We start from the raw sequence: 23,404 nt of genomic DNA on the forward strand, positions 1-23,404 counted from the left end.
TGCAACCTTTAACTATTTTTCTTTGCAGAAAAATATCTAAGACAGCCTGTGTCGGCACCGTCGGTAAACACCATAACACATCAAAAGCTTGTAACAAGTTTTTTGATACACCATTGGACTATACATCAAGCAGGAAAAATTTTTCTCAGTCCAAATTCTTGCTTAATTAATTCAAGTCAGAAACAGATTTCAGTTTTCTGGTTGCAGTTGAAATCAAGACTTAAACTACTTAAACTTAAATTTTGATCGGCAACCATCCACATTAAAGCAGACTTAAATTGGTAGAAATATTATGTTGGCTCAATTTCAGAGCTTGTATCCTACAGGTAGCCTCATCTCAGAATTAGTACAAATTTACAACGGTAAATATATTGTCCGCTCTAGCGTGCAAATTGAAGGCGTAACCCGCGCCACAGGAATGGCAGCAGCCGAAACCATTGAAGAAGCAGAAGATCGAGCTAGAATTCGGGCATTAATGGTTTTAGTAACTAAGGATGAACCCCAAGCACAAGTACAGCAACAAGTAATTGAACAAAAAGAAGTTATAACTTCTCCACAACCTAATTTACAGTTATTTTCAAATCGTTCTTTGAGTGTTCGGGCGGATCAAGCTGTTGAGTATACCAATACCAACCCAAACTTTACTGAGGCAACCCAAACTATAGCCTCCCAAACTCCCATAACTTCACCAAGTAATTCTATTGAAGTGCCACAATCTGCCCCATCCAACAGTCCAGAAGCATTCTTAGCAAATGATCGCAGTGATATTTACGATCAAGATTTAGATAAACCGTTGCCTATTCCCACATATGACGAACCGGATTTTGATACACCAATAGAAGATAGGGATATTATGTCCGATTACCAATCGGAAGCGGAAGAAAATTCTACTCCGAGTAATGTTACCCCCATTAATCGAAGCGCTGAAACTAATTCCACTCAAAAAACACCAAAAACAAGCACAACCAAAAGAAAGAAAAAGACCGAACCCGTTGATTTATCTGACGTAATTGCCAAAACCGACGTTGAGCTTGAGCGTCTCGGTTGGACACCACAGGAAGGAAGAGAATATTTGATCAACACTTACGGTAAACGAGGAAGAACTTTACTCACCGAAGAAGAATTACTCGATTTTCTCAATTATCTAGAATCTCTACCCGCACAAACAAACTTGTTGGAAACAGATCCCCTGGCGGGATTTTAAAGTTGTGAGATGGTAATGGGTAATGGGTAATGGGTAATGGGTAATGGGTAATGGGTAATAGTTGATTGCATTAGTTCTGATGGGTTAAAGTAGTGCGTTGGCGTAGCCTGCCCCGGAGGGGCATACTTCTAGCTCGCTGGTTGTAACGAGGGAGCGAGACCCGGACACTACGAGCGGGTTACCCCGCAAAATTAATGTGGTGGAGTACTAGTACTCTATTTCATTAGTTATGCGGGGTTGTAGAGACGCGAAATTTCGCGTCTCTACATAGTTTGGGGGATAAATGAACCCGTCAGAATAAATGAAAAAGACCACTAGTAATGCGGGAAATAATTAATTTTGATGGACACGCTACGCTAATACTTTCAAATCTTAACTTCAATTACCAATTCCCAATTCCCAATTCCCAATTCCCAATTACCAATTCCCAATTACCAATTACCCATTACCCATTACCCATTACCAATTCCCAATTACCAATTACCAATTACCAATTCCCAATTAAAAAAAATACCCCCGATTTGACTCGTGGGGTAATATTATTACTTTTAATTTACTTAATTTACAAATTGCATTAATAAGCGTCTTGCAATTCATAAAAATCTGGCGAAACATAATCCTTACGCAAAGGAAATCCTACCCAATCTTCCGGCATTAAAATCCGTTTTAAATTTGGGTGTCCTTCATAGATAATGCCGAACATATCGTAGGACTCGCGCTCTTGCCAATCTGCTGTTTTCCAAATCCAATACACTGAAGGTACTGTTGGATTTTCACGAGACAAGAATACTTTTACACGTACTTCTTCTGGTCTATCAGCGTTATCACTGACTTTTACCAAATGATACATGGAGACTAACTGTTCTCCGGGTCCTAAATCTATACCACACTGACACTGAAGATAATTAAATCCATAAGCGTACAAAGCGGTACAAATGGGTAGAAGAAAATCCGACTCTACCTTAATTACTTCTACTCCACTATGGTCGGCTTCTAAAGTCTCATGAGCAAAGTCGTTTTCAGTTAACCACTTCGACACTTTCCCCGCTTCTACAGGGGACTGTTCCTCAGCCGGTACTGGTTTTGATTCTTCAGCCACCTTCGACCTCCTCTTGCTTTTGTGAAGCTAATATAGCAGGCGGTACAGGCATACCAATGCTTTCAGTTAACTCCTTGGGTGGAGCGATGCGAGTTTCCGAGCGTAAATATTGTCCTGTGAGAATTTGTTCCACAGGCTTCATATTGTGAGTTGTGCTGTAATAGCGGTGAGTTTGCTTGATTAAACCCCGCTCCTGCATAGAATCATCAGCAATCTTTTTCCGCAACTTGATAATTGCGTCAATAATCGCTTCCGGACGTGGAGGACAACCGGGTAAATAAACATCTACCGGAATCAGTTTATCAACTCCCCGGACTGCGGTAGGAGAATCCACACTGAACATTCCACCGGTAATAGTGCAAGCCCCCATGGCAATTACATACTTGGGGTCTGGCATTTGTTCGTAAAGACGTACTAACTGGGGTGCCATCTTCATGGTGATTGTACCGGCTGTGATGATTAAATCCGCTTGACGGGGGCTAGAACGAGGGATTAAGCCAAAACGGTCAAAATCAAACCGAGAGCCGATTAAAGCCGCAAATTCAATAAAGCAGCAAGCAGTACCGAATAATAAAGGCCACAAACTAGAAAGTCGCGCCCAGTTGTAAAGGTCATCAACGGTAGTTAAAATGACATTTTCCGATAGTTCTTGAGTCACACTGGGGCGCTGTATCGGATTGAGAATACGCTCTTGATTCTGTGCTATGGGTTTTGTATTATCTAAGACCATTCCAAAGCTCCTTTACGCCATGCGTAGACTAGGGCAACTACGAGAATTCCTATAAAAACAAGCGCTTCAATAAATGCAAGTAAACCCAGACGATGGAAGGCAACTGCCCAAGGATATAAGAATACGGTCTCAACATCAAAGACTACGAAGACCAGCGCAAACATATAGTAGCGGATATTGAACTGAATCCAGGCTCCACCAATGGGTTCCATGCCAGATTCGTAAGTGGTGCGCCGTTCCGGGTTGCGACTGCTCGGTCGCAAAAGTTTGGAAGCAGATAAAGCTAGTGCAGGCACCAAGCTGCACACTATTAAAAAGCCTAAAAGATATTCGTAACCGGAGAGGACAAACACAATAAGTACAAATCCGTTATTGACGAAATAAACATCGTAATTTTCTTTTACATTATATCGATTTGAGCGTTTTAAAACCTGTGAAATGGACACCGATAGGGATTTGATTACTTTTCGCTTTTCATAGAAATATCTGACAATTGTGTCATAATTTTTAACGTATATTTAAGCTTTGCCTTGTCTGGCATCATGAGCGAACAAGTTGTTGAAAATACTGAGCTAGACCGCTATGAGTGCCGTGCCTGCGGTTACGTCTACGAACCAGAAAAAGGGGATGATAGCCATAACATTCCCGCAGGTACTGCTTTTGCGGATTTGCCCATAACCTGGCGCTGTCCGGTTTGTACGGCAAAAAAGAAAGCTTTTGAAAATGTTGGTCCTGCCGGGACTGCTTCCGGCTTTTCGGAAAATCTTGGTTATGGATTTGGCGTTAATAAATTGACACCCGGTCAAAAAAATATCTTGATTTTTGGTGCTTTGGCTCTTGGTTTCTTGTTTTTTATCAGTCTCTATGGCTTAAAATAAGGAGCCATGTTTGTAATGGTGGGCACATAACCCACCTACAATCACTAAAGCTTTCAATACAAAAATTAAGAAAATTAACAAAAAGTTAACTGATAGAACTGATAAAAATGTTATCAACTTTGAAAATTAGCAAAAAAATAGTGGCATTGTTGGCGATCGCCCTCATGTGTGTCGGTTGTAGTAATGTTCCTTCCATGAGTTACAACCCTTGGGAGCCAATTTCTATACCAACTGATGCCAAACTATTTGATATTGCTTTTACCGACAACCCCAATCACGGTTTTATCGTTGGTGGTAAGGCTGCTCTTTTAGAAACCCAAGATGGTGGTGAAACATGGAAACCGATCGCTTTGCAGTTGGGTGATGAAAACTACCGTTTTAATGCAATTGATTTTGCCGGGAATGAAGGCTGGATAGCTGTGGAACCTTCTACATTGCTACACACTAATGATGAAGGTAAAACTTGGTCAAGCATTCCTTTGAGCGAAAAATTACCCGGTAATCCCGTTTCGATTGTGGCTTTGGGTGAAAATAGCGCCGAAATGGCTACGGATGTCGGAGCAATATACAAAACTACCGATGGGGGTAAAAACTGGAAAGCCCAAGTCGCCGAATCTGTTGGAGTTGTACGTAATATTGAACGTTCCGAGGATGGTAGATATATAGCAGTTTCTGGTAAAGGTAACTTTTATTCCACTTGGGAACCCGGACAAAATGCTTGGGTGCAGCACAACCGCAATAGTTCTCGCAAAGTAGAAAACATGGGCTTTGCTCAAAATGGACAAATGTGGATGTTAGCACGGGGTGGACAAATACAATTTAGTGAACCGAATAATTCGGAACAATGGCTGGAAGCTCAATATCCAGAATTGTCCACAAGTTGGGGGTTGCTCGATTTAGCTTACCGGACTCCATCAGAAATTTGGGTTAGTGGTGGTAGCGCTAATTTACTCCGCAGCACTGACGGAGGGCAAACCTGGGAAAAAGACCGCGATGTCGAAGATGTTGCAACAAATTTTTACAAAATAGTTTTCTTATCCCCAGAGAAAGGATTTGTGATCGGAGACCGTGGTTTTTTATTGAAGTATCAGCCTGATATTGCACCATCTACGGAATCATCTAAAGCTTAAAATAATTTTTTGCTGGTAAATTCAGCTTAAAAATATTTATCCTCAATTATGAGAATATGTTGCAAGTTGTAACTCTTTCTTAACTTTGTAGGATAATAGACACATCAGTCATTTAGCCGTATTTTTGATAGGTAAGTAGACAAATGAGTGGAACTACCGGAGAACGTCCGTTTTCAGACATTATTACTAGCATCCGTTACTGGGTAATTCACAGTATCACCATTCCAGCATTGTTTATCGCCGGGTGGTTGTTTGTTAGCACCGGATTAGCATACGATGCATTTGGGACTCCCCGTCCAGATACTTACTACACCCAAGAAAGACAAGAAGTGCCACTTGTAAACAATCGTTTTGAAGCCAAAAAACAAGTTGACGAATTTATCGGAAAGTAGTTTTTAATTATGACAAGCTCAAATAACATCAACCAACCAGTACAATATCCCATTTTTACCGTTAGATGGCTCGCGGTTCATACTTTAGCAGTACCAACTGTTTTCTTTTTAGGTGCCATCGCAGCGATGCAATTTATTCAACGTTAGGAGTTTTTCATGGAAAGAAATACTAATCCCAATAATCAGCCGGTAGAGTTAAACCGGACATCCCTTTTTCTTGGACTTTTACTAGTTTTTGTTTTAGGGATTCTGTTTTCTAGTTACTTCTTTAACTAAGTTACCGAACTGGGATTAATCTATAAATCCACCATTGTTTATTTAATTTGACCGAACATTGCAATTAAGGAGGTAAGTATTATGTCTGGAAGCGGAAGAATTCCCTTGTGGATTGTTGCTACAGTGGCAGGATTAGGGATAATCACTGTTTTAGGTATTTTCTTTTATGGAGCCTACGCTGGACTCGGTTCTTCGATTTAAACCATTGAGAAAAATTCCGATTTCTTCGAGTATTTTCTAATATTTTCTAATATTTGATTAGAAATTGTTTTTTGAAAACCGCCTGTCTATTATTGTAGATGGGCGGTTTTAGTTATCAGTTATCAGTTATCAGTCACGTTTATACTTGGGAAAGGGCTAGTTGGGAGCCGTATTAAGGTGGGAGCGCGTATAGAGGTATTGGTTTAAATAGAACACCATACTAAGAGTGTTTACTGTATGACGCTGCCGCGTCACGCTGCGCTAACACTGTTCACTAATTTAATTAACGTCAGGTGTTGGGCAGGATGCCCATACAATAATTATTATTGTATTCAAATGGAATATCCTGCCTAGTTATCTAACGTTGAAATTTAACCGATATCATCGCGTTCCATGTACAACAACATAAATGCCATTGCTACAGCTGGAAAAACAAGACCAGTTAGAGGAACGAGAACGGATGGCAAAAAAGAAGCAGCCATAGTTAAACCTCCTATTAAATCGGATTACAATTCAACACGAGCTTACTCTAAATTGCACCGTCTTAAAGCAAAATCGTACATATTTTTAACACAAAGCCTTTTAACAGTTATCAGTTACCAGCCAACAGTTAACAGTTGGAGGCTTTTACATTCCCAAAATTGCATCAATTTGAATATTGGGCAAATCCGGAGGTATTACAGTACGCTGAATCGTCAATTTATGGCTTTCTTGCTGGGTAGTTGTATTGATCGCGATCGCTTCTAAGCGAATTTCTATGCAGCCAAAAGGAATATTTAATTTAGTTATTACTTCCAATTCTCCGTTTTTATTAGGTGTTAAATTGGTTAGTAAATGAGGACCGTCAAGCAAATGCCTGGTTTGACAATCTTCTAACCATAATTTTACGGCAAGATGGGAGTTCCCCTGCGGTAGACGTACTCGCACGTTAAGGAATTTACCCGAAATCAGTTCACCTTGTGGTACGTACAGTTGAGGAATCGGTAACTCTTCTATTTTTTGGGTATTTATGGTAAGGGAGAAGGCTGAAGATTTTTTGATTTGATCTATCGGTTGCTCTATCGGTAAATTCTGTGCATCGGAGATACTATCTGTGAAAACATCTGTATCATCTACTACAATTTCCTGAGCTATTTGAGTTGGTGGCGTAGCAATTTGACTGATTTCCCATCCAGAACCAGATGAAATAGAAAAATAAGGCGATGGTGTTGAGTGTATATTTATTGAGGAAGAAACATTTGTAGTTACCTTTTGAGCTTGATTATCAGTTTTAACTGTTGAAGTCTGTTGATCGGGTATGTTTTGATTGTTGTTCGTTTCAATCTCGTAGTCTTCGTATTCTACATTAATTGGCTCAGGTAGAGCATATCCTTGAGAAAGCATCCATTGTCTAATTAAAGGAGATGTGTTAGAGATTTCCGCTGCAATATATTCCGATCTGCGGGGTGTAACTGGTTCTTCAAACTCAAAGGAATTATCGTTTTTTTGTGGTTGGACGAGCAATTCAGCTAAATTACTACTGTCAGCTTGAACTAAGCTTTCAACTGTATTTTGATTGTCGGTAACATCAACGTATGTTAATTGTTCAACAACAGAAACCTCAGATTCTACTTGCTCATTAGAGGAAGGTATTGGTTTTGATTTGCGTAAATAAGGAAAACTAGTACCTGTAATAGTTGAACCAGAGACAGTTTCGATATAACCGTTATTTATATACTGATCAATTTTTTCTTGATAACCAGGGACATTTGGTAATTTAAGCCAATGGGTTACAACTCGTTTGCGAGATTTACGAAGTTCTATAAGGGGTGGTAAAGATTTTTTCTTTGATGGTACACTGATCGCAGATTGTTTTGGTTTGGCGGTTTTTACCAAATTGAACAGTTCTAAATCCAGAGACATCCCCGATTCTAAGGTTTGAGACGGATTATTTACTTGAGATAATTCCTCTGTGGAATTACTGTAAAGAGCTAATTCACCTGTGGGATTAGCTACCGTAATTGCTAATAATTCCGTAATATCTGCCGTAATTGTAAATGACTGACTCGCTAGTAATTCGATAACCCCGTCACTTGTAAGTGCGCCATATAATTTAACTTCTCCGAGAATTAACTTAGAAGAAATTGAAGGAATCTCAATTGAAGATGCGATGGCAAATGGTAGGGTTTGATTAGAATTGGGTTGACAACTAGATTGTAATAACTCAGAATTTTGTGGCGATCGCAATTCAATTCTGACTTCGGGATGGGTTATTTGTTTAATTTGCTGGTTTGTTTGTTTGAGCTGAACAAGCCCTTGAATATGAATACTTTCTCCCCAAGGTGCAACGTAATTGGTTTGATCTAGATTTAGCAATAATGGTAAAGGTGGTGCGATTGTAATATCTTCACCAGTTTCATCAGGAAGGAGAGTTTCTGGAGCAGGTAAAGCTAACTCTATCAAGTTGTGTAATATCTGTTCTGCTGTATCTCCCTTAACTCTGAGTGGACTGTTAGTTTGCTCGATGATTGCTAAATTTTCTTTTTGAGCAGATTTTTCCGTAACATCTTTATTTTGTGTAGTTAATGATTGTTCTGAGGATTTGGGCTTTTGTGTTGTTTTGGGAACGGATGAAGTATTAGTAACTTTATGTGGTGCTGCTTTAATAGAATCTCGTAGTTTTCGCGTAACGGTTTTACTCGCAGTTTTTTGTTTATCTGAAGCAGCTTTGAGGGACTCTGGTATTTTTTGAGTAGGTTTATCCCTAGGGACTTGATCCGAAGATTCAACAGTTTTGGGAGGAGTTGAGATTGCTTGACGACTACTAGGATTAAGATTTTGATTTTTAACAGGTTCTACAGAAATAGAAGCGATCAAATTCTTAGACGAAGAAGAGCTAGATTGAAGATTTTTTAGTTTTGATTTAACTTGATTTGTCGGTATCTCTTCCTGACTAAGTTTATACTGCTTCTCAACGCTTTGAGAAGGATTTTGTGGTGAAACTGTTTTTTGATCAACAGGAGAAGGTACAACCACCAAAGTGACAGTATATTGCCAAGATGCACCAAGAAGTTCTGAGATTATATCCCCAGAACATTGTAATTCCCAAATTCCCGACTGGAGATAAGTAAAAGGAATTACAGCCGTTAAGCCTTCTGAATTAGTGCGTCGTCTGCGTTTGTGAATACGTTGTTTGGGTGGAAGCTCGGATAAGGAAGTGTGAGTGACCTTGACCTCAACATCCGTATTAGTACGGTGAGAACGAGCGACGACTCGATAGCGACCAGACATAACCTCTATCCTTGGCTTCAGTAAAGGATGCCAAGTACGCGAACCTTCTTTTTGTATCAGAAATTGCCACTGTTCCATTGTGATTGATGACTAAAACCCCTAGCAGCCTTAGTATTATTTGCATTATCTTGCTTGCAAGTTTACCGCACTAAATTTGCAATTGCATCATATAAATTGTTATTTTGATTAAAATACAATTTTTTTATAAAAACCCGACTTCTGTAATTGTCCACCTTAAAATTAAAATCCCCTCTCCTGAAATAGAAGAGGGGTTACAAATAAGCTTTAATTAACTGGGAAAAGCTGTTTACGATCAAACATCATAGCGATGTTGATAATAAGCTAGGATTTGTTTTGCCCATTGTCTAGCTTGCGAACTAGAGTTTGATGTGTAATCAATCCATAAACCACCGACTTGGCTTTGGTTGTAATCAAACTCTTGGGAAGTTTGTTCGATTAATCCCACTTCTATTCCTTGTACAGAACGCAAATGAGCGGCAATTTCGCGGTAAACCGTCAAAGATAAGCCTGGTATAACAATCTTTTCCCTTGTTTCCATATCTTAAGAAGCTCCGACAGATGCAGGTTTTGGTAACGATGGTAATGTCGAAACAGGATTGGACGTAGAAGCCGTAGTTGGTTCGACTGCTCCCATAGCTGCTTCTCCTACCATTCTCGCTACTTCAATACCATATTGTTCCAGAATAACAATCGGTTCGGAACCTTCATTCATTTCAATTCTTTTAACAAGTAGTCCACTCGCTAATCTTTGTCCTGCTTGAACATACCGGCTAGTAGGTTCTGTAGGTACTTTAATGATGGCTTGGGGTTGACTCCCGACTTGAATTACCCCTGAAACCAAAACGGCTTGAGCTAATGTTGGTTGCGGTGGTGGTGGTAATACAGATGCAAGGTCTGGTTGTGGTATCACCCCAGGCATTACTCTAGGTATAACCCCAGTTGGAGTTATAGTACCCCCAGAATTGGGTTTCTTAGCCGCTTGTTTCGGTATTTGTGTTGAATTTACCCTGGCTGAATTAGAATTTACCTTAGTATTCCTTCCCTGAGTAGCTGCATAATTACGGCTTCGGCTTCCTTGAGCAGTCGCGGAAATCACCGCACTTCTCCTGGCTCTTGATGCAGTATTTCTACTGGATGTTCGTAAAGGAGGCAACGCCGGAACAGTTCTTTGTTGATTGTTATTCTCAGTATTATTACTAGCTGTATTTGTACGAGTAATTACAGGAGAAATAATATCGTCAAAGGGGTCGGTACGTCCTTTGGCGACTATTCCTACTCGTTCTGTAGGATTAGTGGTTTGGATTAAAGTCGAAGGAGCCTGAGCAATAACTCTATCTGTTTTCCCAGGCACCACAGGGTCTTCAAAAGGTTTCGGTTTCTCGCTTTGGTCGTTTTCTGTTGTTGTGGTGGGGGTCGGTTCAACAGTTTGTTGTTCCTCTTCACCAGAACATCCGGCGATCGCCAAAGCTAATATAGATGCAATTGTGATTGTTAAATGTCTACCCATTAGCCAAACTCATGGAGCTATTGGAAAAATTTGGAATATTTGAAATCTAGCTTTTGAAATGTGTATCAAAAGTGAAATCTGTTCCAGTTATAACCTAATTTTTTTCATGTCAATGATTGTTAGATAGATTACCTGTATTTTTTATAGAAAGATTTGAAAAATTACGGGACTTGCTAATCTTCTGCCGCAACCATCAGGTGCTTGAGGGAATTAAGCCCTTTTTTGACTCGACGAGAAACTGTGACTACGCTAATACCAAGTTTTTCGGCTACTTGTTTTTGGGTTAAATCCTGTAAAAACACAAATTCCAAAACTTGACGGGTACGATTTTCTAACTGAAGCAATGCTTGTTGTAAGCGTAACTGATCTTCTTGGGCTAGTTGAAAACTCCGATAACGATGATCGGGAACCATTTCCGCTAAACTTGCCGAATCTTCGTCACCATCATATACAGGTACATCTAAGCTCAAAGGAGCGCGATTTACCCAAGCTAGTTTGATTTCCTGCCATTCTTCCAGGGAAATAGACAAGGCTGCGGCAACTTCAGAATCCGTCGGTTGACGATTATACTGCTCCCGCAAAGAACGAGAAACACCAATCGCTTGTTGCTGAATTGCCAACCAACGTCGAGGAATCCGAACAGTTACACCTTTATCTCGCAGATAATGCTGAATTTCACCACGAATATAAGGAATAGCAAAAGAACTAAAGGCATGACCTTTAGAAATGTCAAATCTTTCAATAGCACGAATTAAACCCAAAAAACCGACCTGAAGTAAATCGTCATAACTTTCGTGGCATTGGTTTATCCAATAGTAAGCCTCCTTTCTGACAAGTCCAAAATTAAGTTTTACCAGTTGATTGCGAACATCAGCAGACTGAGATTGCTCGTATTCTCGCAATAACTGCCAAATTTCGTGCTTCAGTTCTTTATTAAGTAAGGTAGTAGGCATGGCACCTTGATGATGGGTAAAAGGGACTATTGTTCCTGGTAATGCACTTATGTAAGTACTTATACGTAAAATTCAGACAAACATATTCTTCCGTTATCGAGTATGAATAACGGATGACTATGAGACTATGAACGGGAAGGCTCAGAAGGTTAAGGCGGCTTACTTTTTAAGCTGCATACTGTTTAGATGGGAGCAACTTGACCAACAGCTAATTTGTTTGGAATATTAGAGAAGGTTCAGTCTGAATAACCCAAAAGTTTCCATTACGCAGATAATGCATTTTGGTGCAAGTCATCGATTAATAGTTGATTAAAAATTCAATCTATCTAAAACTTATTAGTCCATAAGAAAAGCAATTTTTTAACTTTTCAATTTTGTAGCTGGAGGTGCTACATATATAAAATTATACAAAAAATGCGAAATAATGTAACCGAATTATTACTTAATTCAAGTTTTGAAAAATTAGCTAAATTGTCGATCAAAAAATATTACAAAACAATCAAGTAACTAAAAAAATATAGCCTTTCAGAGAAAATACCGATGGTAAAAGTTTTCTTAAACAAATCAAATAATTAGATATAAAATTTTTATCAGGCTAGCAATTAAAAAAGAGATTAAATTCTTTATTTAAGTACTTGTACCACCATTTAATTAAACATTTCGTCTGATTAGAATTGGGGAGAATAGGGAACAATCATATAACTGTTATATAACTGAGTAGTAAGTAAATATGTGAATATGTAGATAGTCAAGACTTGCCCATGGAAATGTGTATTTGACATAAATCAGGACTTACGCAAACACCATTTGTCATTACGACGGTCACTACGTGTAGGGAAGCATTCACCCATAGATTCTGCGTTAGCGGAGCGTGTCCGATAGGACATATACGTCGCTATGCTCGTAATGACAGGATTACGTTACTGTTGCGTAAGTCCTAATAAATGTAAAACTAGCTCTATCAATCCATAAAAAAAGGGCTATAAGCCCTCTAAATTAATTGAAGATTAATTCAATAAATCAGTGATTCACATCAGTTGAGTTTAATCAACTAATACAGCAGATTCAAACATACTATGATACTGGTTCAACGCGAGCGTAAAATAAGCCGCGAACTTTCACTTCCAAGGGTTCACCAGCACCCAAGTCAGTATCTGAAGGCTGTTCGCTGACAAAAGTACCAGCAATTTCACCACTTTCACTATCAACTTTGGCTACATTCAAAGAAATCTTACCGCTACCACCTTCAACACTCTTAACGTTGGCACGTCTGAGTTCTTCTTTATCTGCTTGGGAAGGTAGGGCAATTGCATTATCATAACCACTTGCAACACCGCGACCTTTAGGATCTAAGAAAGTTGCACCACGGTAAGAAGGAACTTTAAAAGTTCCTTCAAAATCGGTTGAGGTATTAATGCTGGTTAAATTAGGCTGGCTTTGAGCAACCAAATTTTTCACAGTAAATAAGAACGGAACTTGTTCTCCACCTGGAAGCAGTACGGTAATGGCTTGAAAGTCAAGACCATCTTTTTCCTCAAAAGTCAAGCTACCATCTGGATTAACTTTCAAATCACCTTGAATTTGGTCGAGAGATGAAGTTTTACGAGTCAACATTTTCGCACCAACAAATTCAGCTTCTTGTCTTTTGTTAACTGGTTCTTCTTTAACAAAGAAACTGGTAGGTTCCATGCAAAGTTCTTTGATCACGTAAGACTGGTTTGGATCGATGGCGACAGAACCACGGCTTGTCTCTGAAAGTAAAGGACATTTGTTCGCTAAGCCAGTACCTCTAATCTGTTCATAGGTAAGTAATTCTCTAGGATTACTACCACTAGCTATATCTGATTGGCTGCAAGCTGTTAATAAGCCCAACACTACAGCCATTAATCCAACTATTAAAGCGCGATACCTCATGGTTAACCTCAATGTCAAAAATTAATATTTTCAGTTGTTAAACCAAAAAAAGTTAGATGTACCCAAAGTTTTTACTTTAGCTACTAAGCACATCATCAACTTTAATTAGGATATGCTAAATTATCCTGTTCGTAATTGCTTTTTATCAAATCCCAAAGCAACCTAATTTTTACATAACATCTCGACTACCATCTTAGTCAGATGCTTGTAACAAGTAAATAAAGGACTTTTGTGGCTTTATTCTCTGTAGTTAGCTCAGCAATCTGCCAACAGCCAACACAAACTAGATGTTTTTTATAGTTATGTTATGATGGCAAGTTTTTATAGTTCTCCTTTAACAACGTTGATTATCAAATTTGGTATTGATTGAGTTAATCTCATTCTCCTACAATTTTGTACTACCAGAAAAATTTATATCCAAAATTATATCCTTATTAAAGTTTTATTTTGCAAATAAATAGCTTCTCAGTGCCGATGTTCAACAATCCCTATTTGATTGCACATCACACATATCACCTCGATGTATTTATCTCTCGCTGATTTATACATTTCTTAACATTGAGAAAATCTGCTGAAAATTTGCATTGTATTGATTAATCTTTAAATTCAGGCTTGACAAAATAACATTTATATACTCCTAAAAAATATGTTTCTATCTTTTTTGATCGAAAAAATGTTGCAAAATATTAAGAGTTTTGCAGTAGTAGCTAAAGACATCACAAGTTGAGATAAATAGGCTTGGTATTTTTAAAAAAGTGTTTTTTAACTTTAGGATTCAGCCTCGAATTGCTATAGTTATCCAAAGTTATGCTTTGTCTTTCGTCACGAATATTAGGGTAATTATAATTAGCGGATAATACTATGAGCAAAAATAAAAATCCCGATCGCGATCAGCTGCCTTACAAATTGCAAGAAATTGCGGATTACATACACGAATACTCGACGGTTTGTCAAGGGGATATTTTAGAAATTTTAGGATTGCTTAGACAGTTAGAAAAATTGCATCGAGAAATTAGAGACGGTATTTTTCAAGAAAGTTTACCATCAAATCGTCAGGCATTATACTCACTGTTAAAAGACATTGAAGCAGAAGGAGGCTGGCCTTATATTGAGCGGATGAGGATTCAAGCCTTGATGATTAATTTAGAAACTATTGCCGAAGAAGATAGCTGAAAATTTGAATTTTTTGGTTAATACCATACCTATATCTTGCATGATAGAAACCCATAGTCAAAATAATTACTAGTAGTTTGACATCGTTTTTAACCGCCTGGGACTGCAAGTCCCAGTCTGATAGCGCAAGTCCATTAAAATGGACTAAAATATTACATTTTGATGTTAGTAATATTTTTATTGATATTTTTTATTATCTAGTTAATTATGCGTAACGTATAAGACATCAGTTAGCTAATACCTTGACAAAGTTGGCGATCGCCAGCATCGACATTGCGGTTGTATTGGAGATAATCACCCACCCAGTGACAACCGCGTACTAGTAGATTCTCCAAATCTAAATTCCATAGGATGATTGTACGATCATCGCTGGCGGATGCTAAAGTTTGACCGTCGGGGCTAAAGCTAACATCTAATACTGGGGCTTGATGTTCGCTGAGGCTTTTAATTAACTTACCTTCACTACTCCAGAGTTTGACAGTACTATCCCAGCTAGCAGCAGCGAGAGTTTCACCATTAGGACTAAAAGTCACAGCACTAACGCTATCTCCATAACCTTTCAATAAAGTTTTTAATAAAGTACCATCCCAACGCCATAGCCTCACAGTATTATCCCAGCTAGCAGAAGCAAGCAAGTTATTACTAGGACTAAAACTGACACCTAACACCCAGCCAGAATGAGGTAAAAACGTTTTTAATAAGGTACCATCTCGTCGCCATAATTTTACAGTTTGGTCGTCAGAACCAGAAGCTAAAACTTGAGAATCAGTGCTAAAACGGACACTATTTACCCTTGCTTGATGTCCCTTTAAAGTTTTGAGCAATTTACCTTGTTGATTCCATAGTTTTACCGTTTTATCGGTACTAGCAGATGCCAATAATTGTCCATCAGGGCTAAAACTGATACTGGTTACGCTGTCGTGATGTCCGCCAAGTGTCTTGAGTAGTTGACCGTCTCGTTGCCAAAGTTTGATAGTTTTGTCATAGCCTGCTGATGCTAAGATTTCGCTGTTGGGATGAAAACTCACACTTGTGACTCGATCGGAATGTCCCAACAAAGTTTTGTAAAGACGAGTTTCAAACCCAGCGCTGGGAGATTGTCGCTGCCAAAGTTTAACCGTATTATCGCGACTGCTAGAAGCTAAAATTTTACCATTAGGACTCCAAGCAACACTTAGTACCCGGTCTTCATGTCCTTCTAAAACTGGTAACTTAGGAGGATTTAAGCTCCAAAGTTTGACAGTTTTGTCATAACTTGCCGATGCCAAAAATTTCTGATCGGGGCTGAATGAAACACTAGCTACAGCATCGCTATGACCTTTAAAAGTTTTCAGCAATTTACCATTGTTAACATCAATCAAATTGATCGTCTTGTCATCTCCAGCGGAAGCGAGCTTTTCACCTGATGAATCAAAATTTAGACTCCAAATTGTACCGCTATGCTGCTCTAAATTGCGATAAGCACGGTATATGAAGCTGTTTACACCGTCTTTTTGTTCGCTTCGCCAAAATTTGATCGTACCATTGCGATCGGCCGAAGCTAATATTCCACCGTCAGGACTAAAATTAGCAACAGTTACCCCTTCCTGATGACCTTGTAAAGTAGTTAATAAACTGCCATCAATTCCCCATATTTTCACTGTGTTATCATCGCTAGCTGAAGCAATAAATCGACCATCGGGGCTGAAAACTACCCAATTGATCCAACCTTGATGTCCCCGGAGAATTTTGATTAATTTACCGTCACTGCTCCAAATTTTCACCGTTTCATCTTTACTTCCGGTAGCCAATAATTTACCATCAGGACTAAAGCTAACCTTATCTACCCAATCTCCGTGACCGAGAGTTTTGAATGGTTGCCAATCAAATTCTTGTGTAGCGGGATTTTTGCGCCAAATTTTTACGGTTTTATCTCGACTTGCAGAAGCAAGCAAACCGCCATCGGGACTAAAAGCTAAACTGGTAATACTTTCTTCGTGACCTTGTAAGGTTTGTAATAATTTACCATCAGTGTGCCAAATTTTTACAGTTTTATCGCGACTTCCCGACGCTAATAACTCACCATCAGGACTGAAAATTACATCCCAAACAATATCACCATGTCCTTCTAAACGGTTGACTTCCGTTACTCCATAAACCGCTTGCTGTAAAGCCGTGACGACTCGCATTCGGGTATCTGGCTTAATTCCGTATCCGCGTTTGAGCTTTCTCCAAGCACGTAAACTTTCGACTAAAGCATCAAATTCTTTGTTAGAGGCAAATAAAGCTTCAGAAGCGGCAGTCAAAGCACTAATTTGTAGGTTCGTTTCGCTACGTTCTGCTCGTAAACTTTGACTAATTGCAGCTTTCTTTTGTAAGTCAGCTTGCCACCATAATCCCCCAATACTAGCTGACATCACCGCTAAAGCAAAACCTGCTAAACGTGCTTCTCGCAGCCGGCGTTGAAGTATAGAATTTAGCTTTGCCTGCGAGCGCTTTTGAGCAACTTCTGCAATAGTCTTCTCAAAGCGGACTTTTTCTAATTCGACAGTAATTCCATAATCATTGCGATCGCGAATTGGTTTGACTAAATAATCATGAACTAACTGATAACGTTCTCCTGACTCTTGGAGTACTCGCAATACCAAACCGTTTCCAACGAGGATTTCTAAAATTAATTCTAGGGTACTAAGATTGTAAGAATGCATCAAGCCATGATATTCTTCTGGGATTATCTCTAGACTTTCTCCATCGCTACCCATAGATTGCTGACTTAATATAGAAGCTATTTCTTTGGGTTGTTTAAACAATTGAGAAAAAGTAGAATTTACCCTTTGATTTACTACAGATAAAACATCTACTTGAGAAATTTCCCGCTCTTCTAAACAAGCCTCTTGTTGACGAAAAATGATGGTAACTAATTCAGCTTTAGTTTTTAACGGTCGCGTACCTTTTTCATCAGTTAATTCAAACAGTAATTTCCAGCTTAATTGTTCGTTTTCTTGACCGCAATCAAATATAACTTTTTCTAACCAATGCTGCACTAATTTTTCCGAACCACCGCTACGTTGATATTCTGCGAGTGTAGTAATATTTTCTGTTTCTAATTGAGCGCCGACAATTTGTAATTCTATTGGATGTACTTGGTGAGTTTCTCCAGCTAAATCTTCTACCAATTTATTAATTAGTTCGTCGCTTAATTGATAATGAGAACGTTTAATTAGACTTTGGATAATACTAGTGGCATCTGTAGGGGAAAAATTACCTAAATAGTAACGAATATTTTTATCGAGAATATTTCGATTAATTACTCCCAAATCATAGTAATCTTCCTTAGTTAAATAGCTTAATCTCTCAAACTCTAAGAGATAATGTAGATAATCTTCCCGTAAAGAAATCAGAATTTTTACAAAAGGAATATTGAGACATTGAGTAAAAAATTTATAAAATTCGACTCTTTCGCTAGCATCATGCTTGACAAAGAAAAATTCTTCTAGCTGGTCAAAAATTAAAATAACTGTATAATTATTATCTGCTAACAATCTGAGTTTTTCTAAAATAATTTCAACTGTAATTTCTATTGCCAAAGAGATAGAAGTTTGAGCAATAACTTGGTTTAAACTGCGTCCTAAAGCTGTTACCCAATCGGTATAAACAGATAAAACAATTGGTAAAGCGATGCGTTCCCCAATAAAATTTTGTTTTAATACTGGAACTAAACCCGCTTTGATAATTGAGCTTTTACCAACTCCTGACGGCCCATGAACCACCGTCAATTTACAGTCAGCGCGAGTCATTTTTTCTAGAAGACGATAGACATCCTGCTGTCTTCCCGAAGCTGCAATCTCTTGGGCAACTTGTTCGGGAATTGATGAGATTTTTTGCGGTTGTAAAACTGGGTTGACTCTGTAACGCTGCGGTTGTAATTGACTCGCACCGATAAAAGCACGAAAACCATACTGATGCTCAATCTGAATCTTTTCTCTTTTGAGTTTAAACGCTTCTAAGTAATTGTGACGTTCACAAAAATAAAGAGAGCGTAATTCTTCAACAATTTCTAGATACAAACATGGTTCGTATTGAGCTTCACAAACCACTTTTGCCCATTCTAAAGTGTTAACAGCTTCGTCCCATTCACCCAAATTTCGTAAAGCGCGTCCAAGCAATAAAAGATACCAACTTTCTTGTTGACGAGACACTTCTGGCACTTCTTCAGCGATCGACAGAGCTATATTTGCCAATTCATGAGCTTGTAACCAATCCAATTTGGAAGCAGCCACAACACAAAGAAATCCGTAACCTTGAGCAATTAATGTTTTATTTCCAAATGATTGGTGTAATTCCAGCGAGTATGTTGCTAGTTGTGATAATTCGTCCCACTGTTGCAAAAATTGCAGCATTTCACAAGCAGGAAAAATAAATTTAGCGCTTAAATCTTTTCTGTTTTTTGTTTCAAATATATCCAAACATTGCTTAAACCAATTTAAAGCATTTTGCCAGAAGCTAATATTGGCAGCAGGTTGTAAATCCGCTAAGCGTCGGTAACATAATCCTAAATGGAACATCACTACTGCTTGGTGGATTAGAGGATGGGGAGACAAGGAGGGGGGGGGAGAGTTGGTTTTAATTTCTTCTTCCCAAAGTTCTAAGCTGCGTTGATAATGAAATAGTGCTTCGTCAATGTTGTCGTTAACATAGTTATCGCGCCCAAGTACAAATTCCAGACTTGCTTCTAATTGTGGTTTTAGCTTGATGTTGTAAAGACGAAGTAAATCGTTACGTGCTGATTCAATTTCTCGACGCTGCTGAGATTTGGGATCTAAAAGTAAAGCCGCATTTGATAAAAATTTTTGCGCTCCTGCATCTATAACTTTGTCAAATAAGGATTGTGTTTGCTGTTGGATCAAATTAACTAAATCATCCGCAGCCATTTCAAATTTAATTGTCGTTGCTGCCCAACTTTTAAAATCGGGTGCAAACCGCGAAAGTGATGTTCCTACTTCATCTTTGAGCCACAAAACTATCGGAAAAGCAAAGGTATCGGCGTAGATGTCTCTTGCTTGATTAACACCGCTGAGTAAGTCTTCTAAGTTTGTCACTGACTCTAATCCAAATACCATGACGGCAGTTGGTAAAGAATCTGTCTTGACTGCGGGTATATTCAAAAATAGTTCTGAGACTATGGTGCTGTGTAAAGCTGTGGTTGAGGGAGATAAAAATACTTCTCGCAAATTTACGTCTTTGGTTTGGGAGCGAATATTGTCTAATACTTGTTTGCACAATTCGCTGTAATTGCACCGTACTAGAATTAGAGAAAATTGACCACCCGAAAGCCCAATTGCCCGAATCAGTCTACGCAGAGTGTGTTGATTGGAAATTGCGATGTCCGTAAGACTTGTATTTTCACTCATAATCAGTTATCAGTTATCAGTTAACAGTTATCAGTTAACAGTTATCAGTTATCAGTCAGCAGTAAAGAGCTTTACTTGTTTCTTTTTACAAAGATACAAATAACAGCAAAGAATTGATGTTTTTTCTATTAAGGAAAAGTTGCCGGAATCTTGTATTCGGAATTTTCCCAACCGAGGACTTTTTCGGTTTCTGCTAATGCCGGACTAATGCCAAACCACCTTCCTCTAACATCTCGGTATTCAAAAACAAACATACTCCGCAACAATCTTTGATATTCAGATTCACCTTTGACTGTCTGCTGATTAACAACTTCATAAAGTAATTGCCATTCTTCATCGTCAATAGCCAAAAGTAAATCGTCGCGATAATCTTTGATTACAGCTTCCAAACAAGAACGCTCGAAGGGGGGATCTTGTCGCTGCAAACAACTGTAAAGTAACCCTAATAAATTGCGGATATGACCGCCGCTGATGCGGCACAAACGGTCTAATGTTTCGCAACTATCGAATATTTCCGGAATCAATTTCAATCTAATATCGGCAGAAACTTCGGGAAATGCCCTTGCTAAAACCAACTGACGTAACAGAGACATTCCCGCTTCAGAATCACCACCATCTCTTTGACGTACTAGTACCATCGGCAAAACTTTAGGAGCAATACCACCCCCCAAACGATTTTTCAGCGTTTCATACTCACCAGAAAAAATCAACGCCAAAGGTATTGTGTAAACTACATGACATTTCAGCCGACGTAACTGTTCACCTCTGTCAATAAACAGATATTCCGGTTGCGATCGCCCTGATGGCATCGGGCGCATATCAACTCTATCTAGATTGTCAATGATTACAACTATTCCTTTTTGTCCCCTCATTTGTAGCTGTTTGCTAGCTTTATCTAATACTTCTTCGTTAATCGCTTGCAAAATGCTATTTGTACGGGGTTCTAGATATTGCCTGAGTTGACAACGTAATTGGGGGCTATCTTTTGTTTTAGCGCTAATTTTGGCAATACCCAAGGAAAACTCGGCTTCTGCGGATAAATCTATGGGAGTTTGCAAAAAATCGCCAATTTCTCGAAATAAATTTGCAAAATAACCAGGCTTGAGTCTAATGTCGATCGCTTCTAAACTGACGCTGACTTGACGAGCTACACTCAGCAAAATATCGCTGACATCTATATCCGCCATATCTAAATCTTGGCTGGATTCAAAATAAACTACGTGAAATCCCGCTTCTTCTAATTCTGCTTTCAAACGTTGTAACTCAGTTGATTTACCACAGCCAATATGACCTGTAAATAATTGACAAGTTGGTTCATCAGGAGAAATACGGACAATCGTTCGCTTCAATTCCTCGACTATTTTGCAACCCCGTACCTCAGAAAAATCTATATAGTATCTTCTATCGGAATCATCACCCATCACCAAGGTTCTGCTCGGATTACAGGTTTTAAAAAACCTTGACAAATTTAATGTAGTTTTCATGTAGATGCACTTGATATAAATAATTACTATCAACCCCTACTTTCTAGGTATGGCTGATTTTTCCTTTCCCTGATGTTCCTAGCTCGTATTTGCCTTTTTATCCCGGATTAGGCAGAATTTTGCCAAAAAAAACGTAGTTTCAACTATAACCGGGGAACCCTGACCGCCTTTCTGCCCGCCGACTCGTTTGTATTGAATCGCTTAATTGGTTTTTGGTATAAAAAAAATAATTTGTATAACTCCTTAATTTTTACTTAAGTATTAATTGTTGCAAACCATGCATATCATTTTTTTGAAAATACGTCAAGTCAACTAGATTCGATGTGGGTTTTTTTTGCCAAAAAGGAATAAATTAGTATTAGTTTTTCATGTAGTAAGCGTTGAGTGTGTATAATGTGAAATTTAATTGTTGAGCGAATAACAAAGGGCGATTAATGTTTCAGAACAAGATATCTGTAACAGCGATGGTGATTTTCTCGGATTATTTGTAGCGATTTGGCTTGCAAATAAATGTCACTCTCAAGTAAAAAGGCTACATTAGAGCAAAAATACACGCCAATGATTTTGGTCTTTTTTTAGCATATTGTTATGGGATAAATTAGAGAAAAATGCTTGTCAAATAAATTACTGACCTTAACAGGTTTGCCTGAAACTAACTTATTCATCTTCATACAATAACTTGAAAAAAAATGCATTTCGAGGTTTAAATGCCGGAAATATTATCAGTTTCCTCCACAGAATTGGCAGGTCGTCGCGAAAAACTCCGTCGCAACAGACAGATAAACATTATTAGCAAAATCTGGCGAACCTTGGCAATTACAGGGTTAGCGGGTGGCTTGCTATGGTTTTTGATTCAACCAATATGGGTAATTAAAAGCAAGAAAGATATTACTGTTTCTGGAAATCAGTTATTCTCCGATGAAGTGTTACAGTCAAAAATTCCATTATCCTATCCCCAGTCTTTATGGCGAGTTGAACCAAGTCGTTTAAGTGCGTCTTTAAAGCAGCAACCAGGTATAACCGAAGCAACTGTAACTCGTCGTCTATTTCCACCGGGACTGATAGTCAAAGTATCCGAAATATTGCCTGTAGCGATTACTCAAACTCCTAGTCTTGAGGATACTAATTCTAAAAATCAAAAACCAGTAGAGGGATTAGTGGATATCAATGGTGTTGAAGTGACGACGGAAAACTTCAAATCAATTCCCGCGAATAAATTACCCAGTCTCAAACTAATTGGTGATTTACAGCAGTGTCGTCCCTTCTGGAAACAGCTTTATCAACAAGTAACTAACAGTTTAGTAAAGGTAATGGAAATTAATTGTCAAAACCCTACTAATTTAATTTTAAAAACAGAACTCGGAAGAGTACATATTGGAAATCCAACTTTTCAATTAGCGGAAAAAATCCAATTGTTAGCAAAAATTCGCCGTCTACCAGATCAAGAAAATATGAGCCAAATTGAGTTTATAGATTTAACAAATCCGGAAAGTATTTTAGTACAATTGAACCATAAAACAGTGAAGATTAACTCTCAAACTCCTTAAAAAATTCCTCTGGTAACAAATGTATAAAACACTCCTGGTTTGTAAATAAGTTTTATGCTGATAAATATATATTAATGATTGTTGTTTTTGGAGTAACCTACACCACAATTAACATGGCTGTGTCCTCTAAAAGTTTGGCAAAATTACAAAAAACCTACCATTAGGGAGTATAAATCTTCCCTTTATTGTAGTTACGCTTAAATCCAAGGGTGCAAGATGTCAGACAATCTATGAT

Annotated in this window: 20 protein-coding genes; 9 read left to right on the plus strand and 11 right to left on the minus strand. The window is 38.5% G+C overall.

Annotation, left to right across the window (positions count from 1 at the left end):
- The first annotated feature begins 292 nt into the window (after positions 1–292).
- Positions 293–1,204 (plus strand): slr1353 family protein, encoded by a 912-nt coding sequence (locus tag IQ247_RS12430; protein ID WP_193920370.1) that lies wholly within the window; start codon positions 293–295, stop codon positions 1,202–1,204.
- Positions 1,205–1,778: 574 nt separating this feature from the next.
- Here IQ247_RS12430 and IQ247_RS12435 read toward each other — a convergent pair.
- Genes IQ247_RS12435 through ndhC form a run of 3 tightly spaced genes read right to left on the minus strand, consistent with a single transcriptional unit; the run spans position 1,779 to position 3,386 of the window.
- Complete coding sequence (locus IQ247_RS12435) at positions 1,779–2,303, minus strand: NAD(P)H-quinone oxidoreductase subunit J (RefSeq protein WP_193920372.1); 525 nt, start codon at positions 2,301–2,303, stop codon at positions 1,779–1,781.
- A complete protein-coding gene (locus IQ247_RS12440; protein WP_193920374.1) occupies positions 2,296–3,033 on the minus strand; it encodes an NADH dehydrogenase subunit K in 738 nt (245 codons plus the stop codon). The genes IQ247_RS12435 and IQ247_RS12440 overlap by 8 nt, the downstream gene beginning before the upstream one ends.
- Positions 3,024–3,386 (minus strand): photosynthetic/respiratory NAD(P)H-quinone oxidoreductase subunit C, encoded by a 363-nt coding sequence (ndhC, locus tag IQ247_RS12445; protein ID WP_193920417.1) that lies wholly within the window; start codon positions 3,384–3,386, stop codon positions 3,024–3,026. Before ndhC ends, IQ247_RS12440 begins: the two co-directional genes overlap by 10 nt.
- A 189-nt stretch (positions 3,387–3,575) precedes the next feature.
- Between ndhC and IQ247_RS12450 the strand changes: the two genes are divergently transcribed.
- From IQ247_RS12450 to IQ247_RS12475, 6 genes are all read left to right on the plus strand, one after another.
- Positions 3,576–3,911 (plus strand): rubredoxin, encoded by a 336-nt coding sequence (locus IQ247_RS12450; RefSeq protein ID WP_193920376.1) that lies wholly within the window; start codon positions 3,576–3,578, stop codon positions 3,909–3,911.
- A gap of 107 nt (positions 3,912–4,018) precedes the next feature.
- Positions 4,019–5,041 carry a photosynthesis system II assembly factor Ycf48 gene (locus IQ247_RS12455; protein ID WP_193920378.1) on the plus strand — a complete coding sequence of 341 codons (1,023 nt, stop codon included), beginning with the start codon at positions 4,019–4,021 and terminating at the stop codon, positions 5,039–5,041.
- Positions 5,042–5,184: 143 nt separating this feature from the next.
- A complete protein-coding gene (gene psbE, locus IQ247_RS12460; RefSeq protein ID WP_193920380.1) occupies positions 5,185–5,433 on the plus strand; it encodes a cytochrome b559 subunit alpha in 249 nt (82 codons plus the stop codon).
- A 9-nt stretch (positions 5,434–5,442) separates the two neighbouring features.
- A complete protein-coding gene (gene psbF / locus IQ247_RS12465) occupies positions 5,443–5,580 on the plus strand; it encodes a cytochrome b559 subunit beta (protein ID WP_193920382.1) in 138 nt (45 codons plus the stop codon).
- Between the two features lie 9 nt (positions 5,581–5,589).
- A complete protein-coding gene (gene psbL / locus IQ247_RS12470; RefSeq protein WP_193920384.1) occupies positions 5,590–5,709 on the plus strand; it encodes a photosystem II reaction center protein PsbL in 120 nt (39 codons plus the stop codon).
- An 81-nt stretch (positions 5,710–5,790) separates the two neighbouring features.
- Complete coding sequence (locus IQ247_RS12475) at positions 5,791–5,910, plus strand: photosystem II reaction center protein J (RefSeq protein ID WP_193920386.1); 120 nt, start codon at positions 5,791–5,793, stop codon at positions 5,908–5,910.
- A 371-nt stretch (positions 5,911–6,281) separates the two neighbouring features.
- Here IQ247_RS12475 and psaI read toward each other — a convergent pair whose 3' ends face one another.
- The 6 genes from psaI to IQ247_RS12505 form a co-directional block, all read right to left on the minus strand.
- On the minus strand, positions 6,282–6,392 hold the full coding sequence (gene psaI, locus IQ247_RS12480) for a photosystem I reaction center subunit VIII (RefSeq protein ID WP_193920388.1): 111 nt from the start codon (positions 6,390–6,392) through the stop codon (positions 6,282–6,284).
- Positions 6,393–6,537: 145 nt separating this feature from the next.
- Positions 6,538–9,258, minus strand: coding sequence for a hypothetical protein (locus IQ247_RS12485; RefSeq protein WP_193920390.1), 2,721 nt, complete (start codon positions 9,256–9,258; stop codon positions 6,538–6,540).
- A 235-nt stretch (positions 9,259–9,493) separates the two neighbouring features.
- Positions 9,494–9,739, minus strand: a complete 246-nt coding sequence (locus IQ247_RS12490; RefSeq protein ID WP_193920392.1) for a hypothetical protein — start codon at positions 9,737–9,739, stop codon at positions 9,494–9,496.
- A gap of 3 nt (positions 9,740–9,742) precedes the next feature.
- Positions 9,743–10,708, minus strand: a complete 966-nt coding sequence (locus IQ247_RS12495; protein WP_193920394.1) for a hypothetical protein — start codon at positions 10,706–10,708, stop codon at positions 9,743–9,745.
- A 173-nt stretch (positions 10,709–10,881) separates the two neighbouring features.
- A complete protein-coding gene (locus tag IQ247_RS12500; RefSeq protein WP_193920396.1) occupies positions 10,882–11,661 on the minus strand; it encodes an RNA polymerase sigma factor SigF in 780 nt (259 codons plus the stop codon).
- 1,074 nt (positions 11,662–12,735) lie between these two features.
- A complete protein-coding gene (locus tag IQ247_RS12505; RefSeq protein ID WP_193920397.1) occupies positions 12,736–13,575 on the minus strand; it encodes a photosystem II manganese-stabilizing polypeptide in 840 nt (279 codons plus the stop codon).
- An 861-nt stretch (positions 13,576–14,436) separates the two neighbouring features.
- On the opposite strand from IQ247_RS12505, the gene IQ247_RS12510 reads away from it, so the two are divergent.
- Positions 14,437–14,748, plus strand: a complete 312-nt coding sequence (locus tag IQ247_RS12510) for a hypothetical protein (protein WP_193920399.1) — start codon at positions 14,437–14,439, stop codon at positions 14,746–14,748.
- 230 nt (positions 14,749–14,978) lie between these two features.
- Here IQ247_RS12510 and IQ247_RS12515 read toward each other — a convergent pair whose 3' ends face one another.
- Both IQ247_RS12515 and IQ247_RS12520 read right to left on the minus strand, forming a co-directional pair.
- Complete coding sequence (locus IQ247_RS12515; RefSeq protein ID WP_193920401.1) at positions 14,979–20,138, minus strand: WD40 domain-containing protein; 5,160 nt, start codon at positions 20,136–20,138, stop codon at positions 14,979–14,981.
- 128 nt (positions 20,139–20,266) lie between these two features.
- On the minus strand, positions 20,267–21,622 hold the full coding sequence (locus IQ247_RS12520; RefSeq protein WP_193920403.1) for an ATP-binding protein: 1,356 nt from the start codon (positions 21,620–21,622) through the stop codon (positions 20,267–20,269).
- Positions 21,623–22,329: 707 nt separating this feature from the next.
- Between IQ247_RS12520 and IQ247_RS12525 the strand changes: the two genes are divergently transcribed.
- Complete coding sequence (locus IQ247_RS12525) at positions 22,330–23,169, plus strand: cell division protein FtsQ/DivIB (RefSeq protein ID WP_193920405.1); 840 nt, start codon at positions 22,330–22,332, stop codon at positions 23,167–23,169.
- Positions 23,170–23,404 lie beyond the last annotated feature (235 nt).

The organism is Plectonema cf. radiosum LEGE 06105, from assembly GCF_015207665.1.
Taxonomy (GTDB): Bacteria; Cyanobacteriota; Cyanobacteriia; order Cyanobacteriales; family Nostocaceae; genus Rivularia; species Rivularia radiosa_A.

Excerpts from the sequence above, each read along its gene's own strand:
- IQ247_RS12430 (WP_193920370.1), top strand. The coding sequence starts at position 293 with ATGTTGGCTCAATTTCAGAGCTTGTATCCTACAGGTAGCCTCATCTCA.
- IQ247_RS12440 (WP_193920374.1), bottom strand. The coding sequence starts at position 3,033 with ATGGTCTTAGATAATACAAAACCCATAGCACAGAATCAAGAGCGTATT.
- IQ247_RS12450 (WP_193920376.1), top strand. The coding sequence starts at position 3,576 with ATGAGCGAACAAGTTGTTGAAAATACTGAGCTAGACCGCTATGAGTGC.
- IQ247_RS12455 (WP_193920378.1), top strand. The coding sequence starts at position 4,019 with ATGTTATCAACTTTGAAAATTAGCAAAAAAATAGTGGCATTGTTGGCG.
- psbE (WP_193920380.1), top strand. The coding sequence starts at position 5,185 with ATGAGTGGAACTACCGGAGAACGTCCGTTTTCAGACATTATTACTAGC.
- psbF (WP_193920382.1), top strand. The coding sequence starts at position 5,443 with ATGACAAGCTCAAATAACATCAACCAACCAGTACAATATCCCATTTTT.
- psbL (WP_193920384.1), top strand. The coding sequence starts at position 5,590 with ATGGAAAGAAATACTAATCCCAATAATCAGCCGGTAGAGTTAAACCGG.
- IQ247_RS12475 (WP_193920386.1), top strand. The coding sequence starts at position 5,791 with ATGTCTGGAAGCGGAAGAATTCCCTTGTGGATTGTTGCTACAGTGGCA.
- psaI (WP_193920388.1), bottom strand. The coding sequence starts at position 6,392 with ATGGCTGCTTCTTTTTTGCCATCCGTTCTCGTTCCTCTAACTGGTCTT.
- IQ247_RS12485 (WP_193920390.1), bottom strand. The coding sequence starts at position 9,258 with ATGGAACAGTGGCAATTTCTGATACAAAAAGAAGGTTCGCGTACTTGG.
- IQ247_RS12490 (WP_193920392.1), bottom strand. The coding sequence starts at position 9,739 with ATGGAAACAAGGGAAAAGATTGTTATACCAGGCTTATCTTTGACGGTT.
- IQ247_RS12495 (WP_193920394.1), bottom strand. The coding sequence starts at position 10,708 with ATGGGTAGACATTTAACAATCACAATTGCATCTATATTAGCTTTGGCG.
- IQ247_RS12500 (WP_193920396.1), bottom strand. The coding sequence starts at position 11,661 with ATGCCTACTACCTTACTTAATAAAGAACTGAAGCACGAAATTTGGCAG.
- IQ247_RS12505 (WP_193920397.1), bottom strand. The coding sequence starts at position 13,575 with ATGAGGTATCGCGCTTTAATAGTTGGATTAATGGCTGTAGTGTTGGGC.
- IQ247_RS12510 (WP_193920399.1), top strand. The coding sequence starts at position 14,437 with ATGAGCAAAAATAAAAATCCCGATCGCGATCAGCTGCCTTACAAATTG.
- IQ247_RS12515 (WP_193920401.1), bottom strand. The coding sequence starts at position 20,138 with ATGAGTGAAAATACAAGTCTTACGGACATCGCAATTTCCAATCAACAC.
- IQ247_RS12520 (WP_193920403.1), bottom strand. The coding sequence starts at position 21,622 with ATGAAAACTACATTAAATTTGTCAAGGTTTTTTAAAACCTGTAATCCG.
- IQ247_RS12525 (WP_193920405.1), top strand. The coding sequence starts at position 22,330 with ATGCCGGAAATATTATCAGTTTCCTCCACAGAATTGGCAGGTCGTCGC.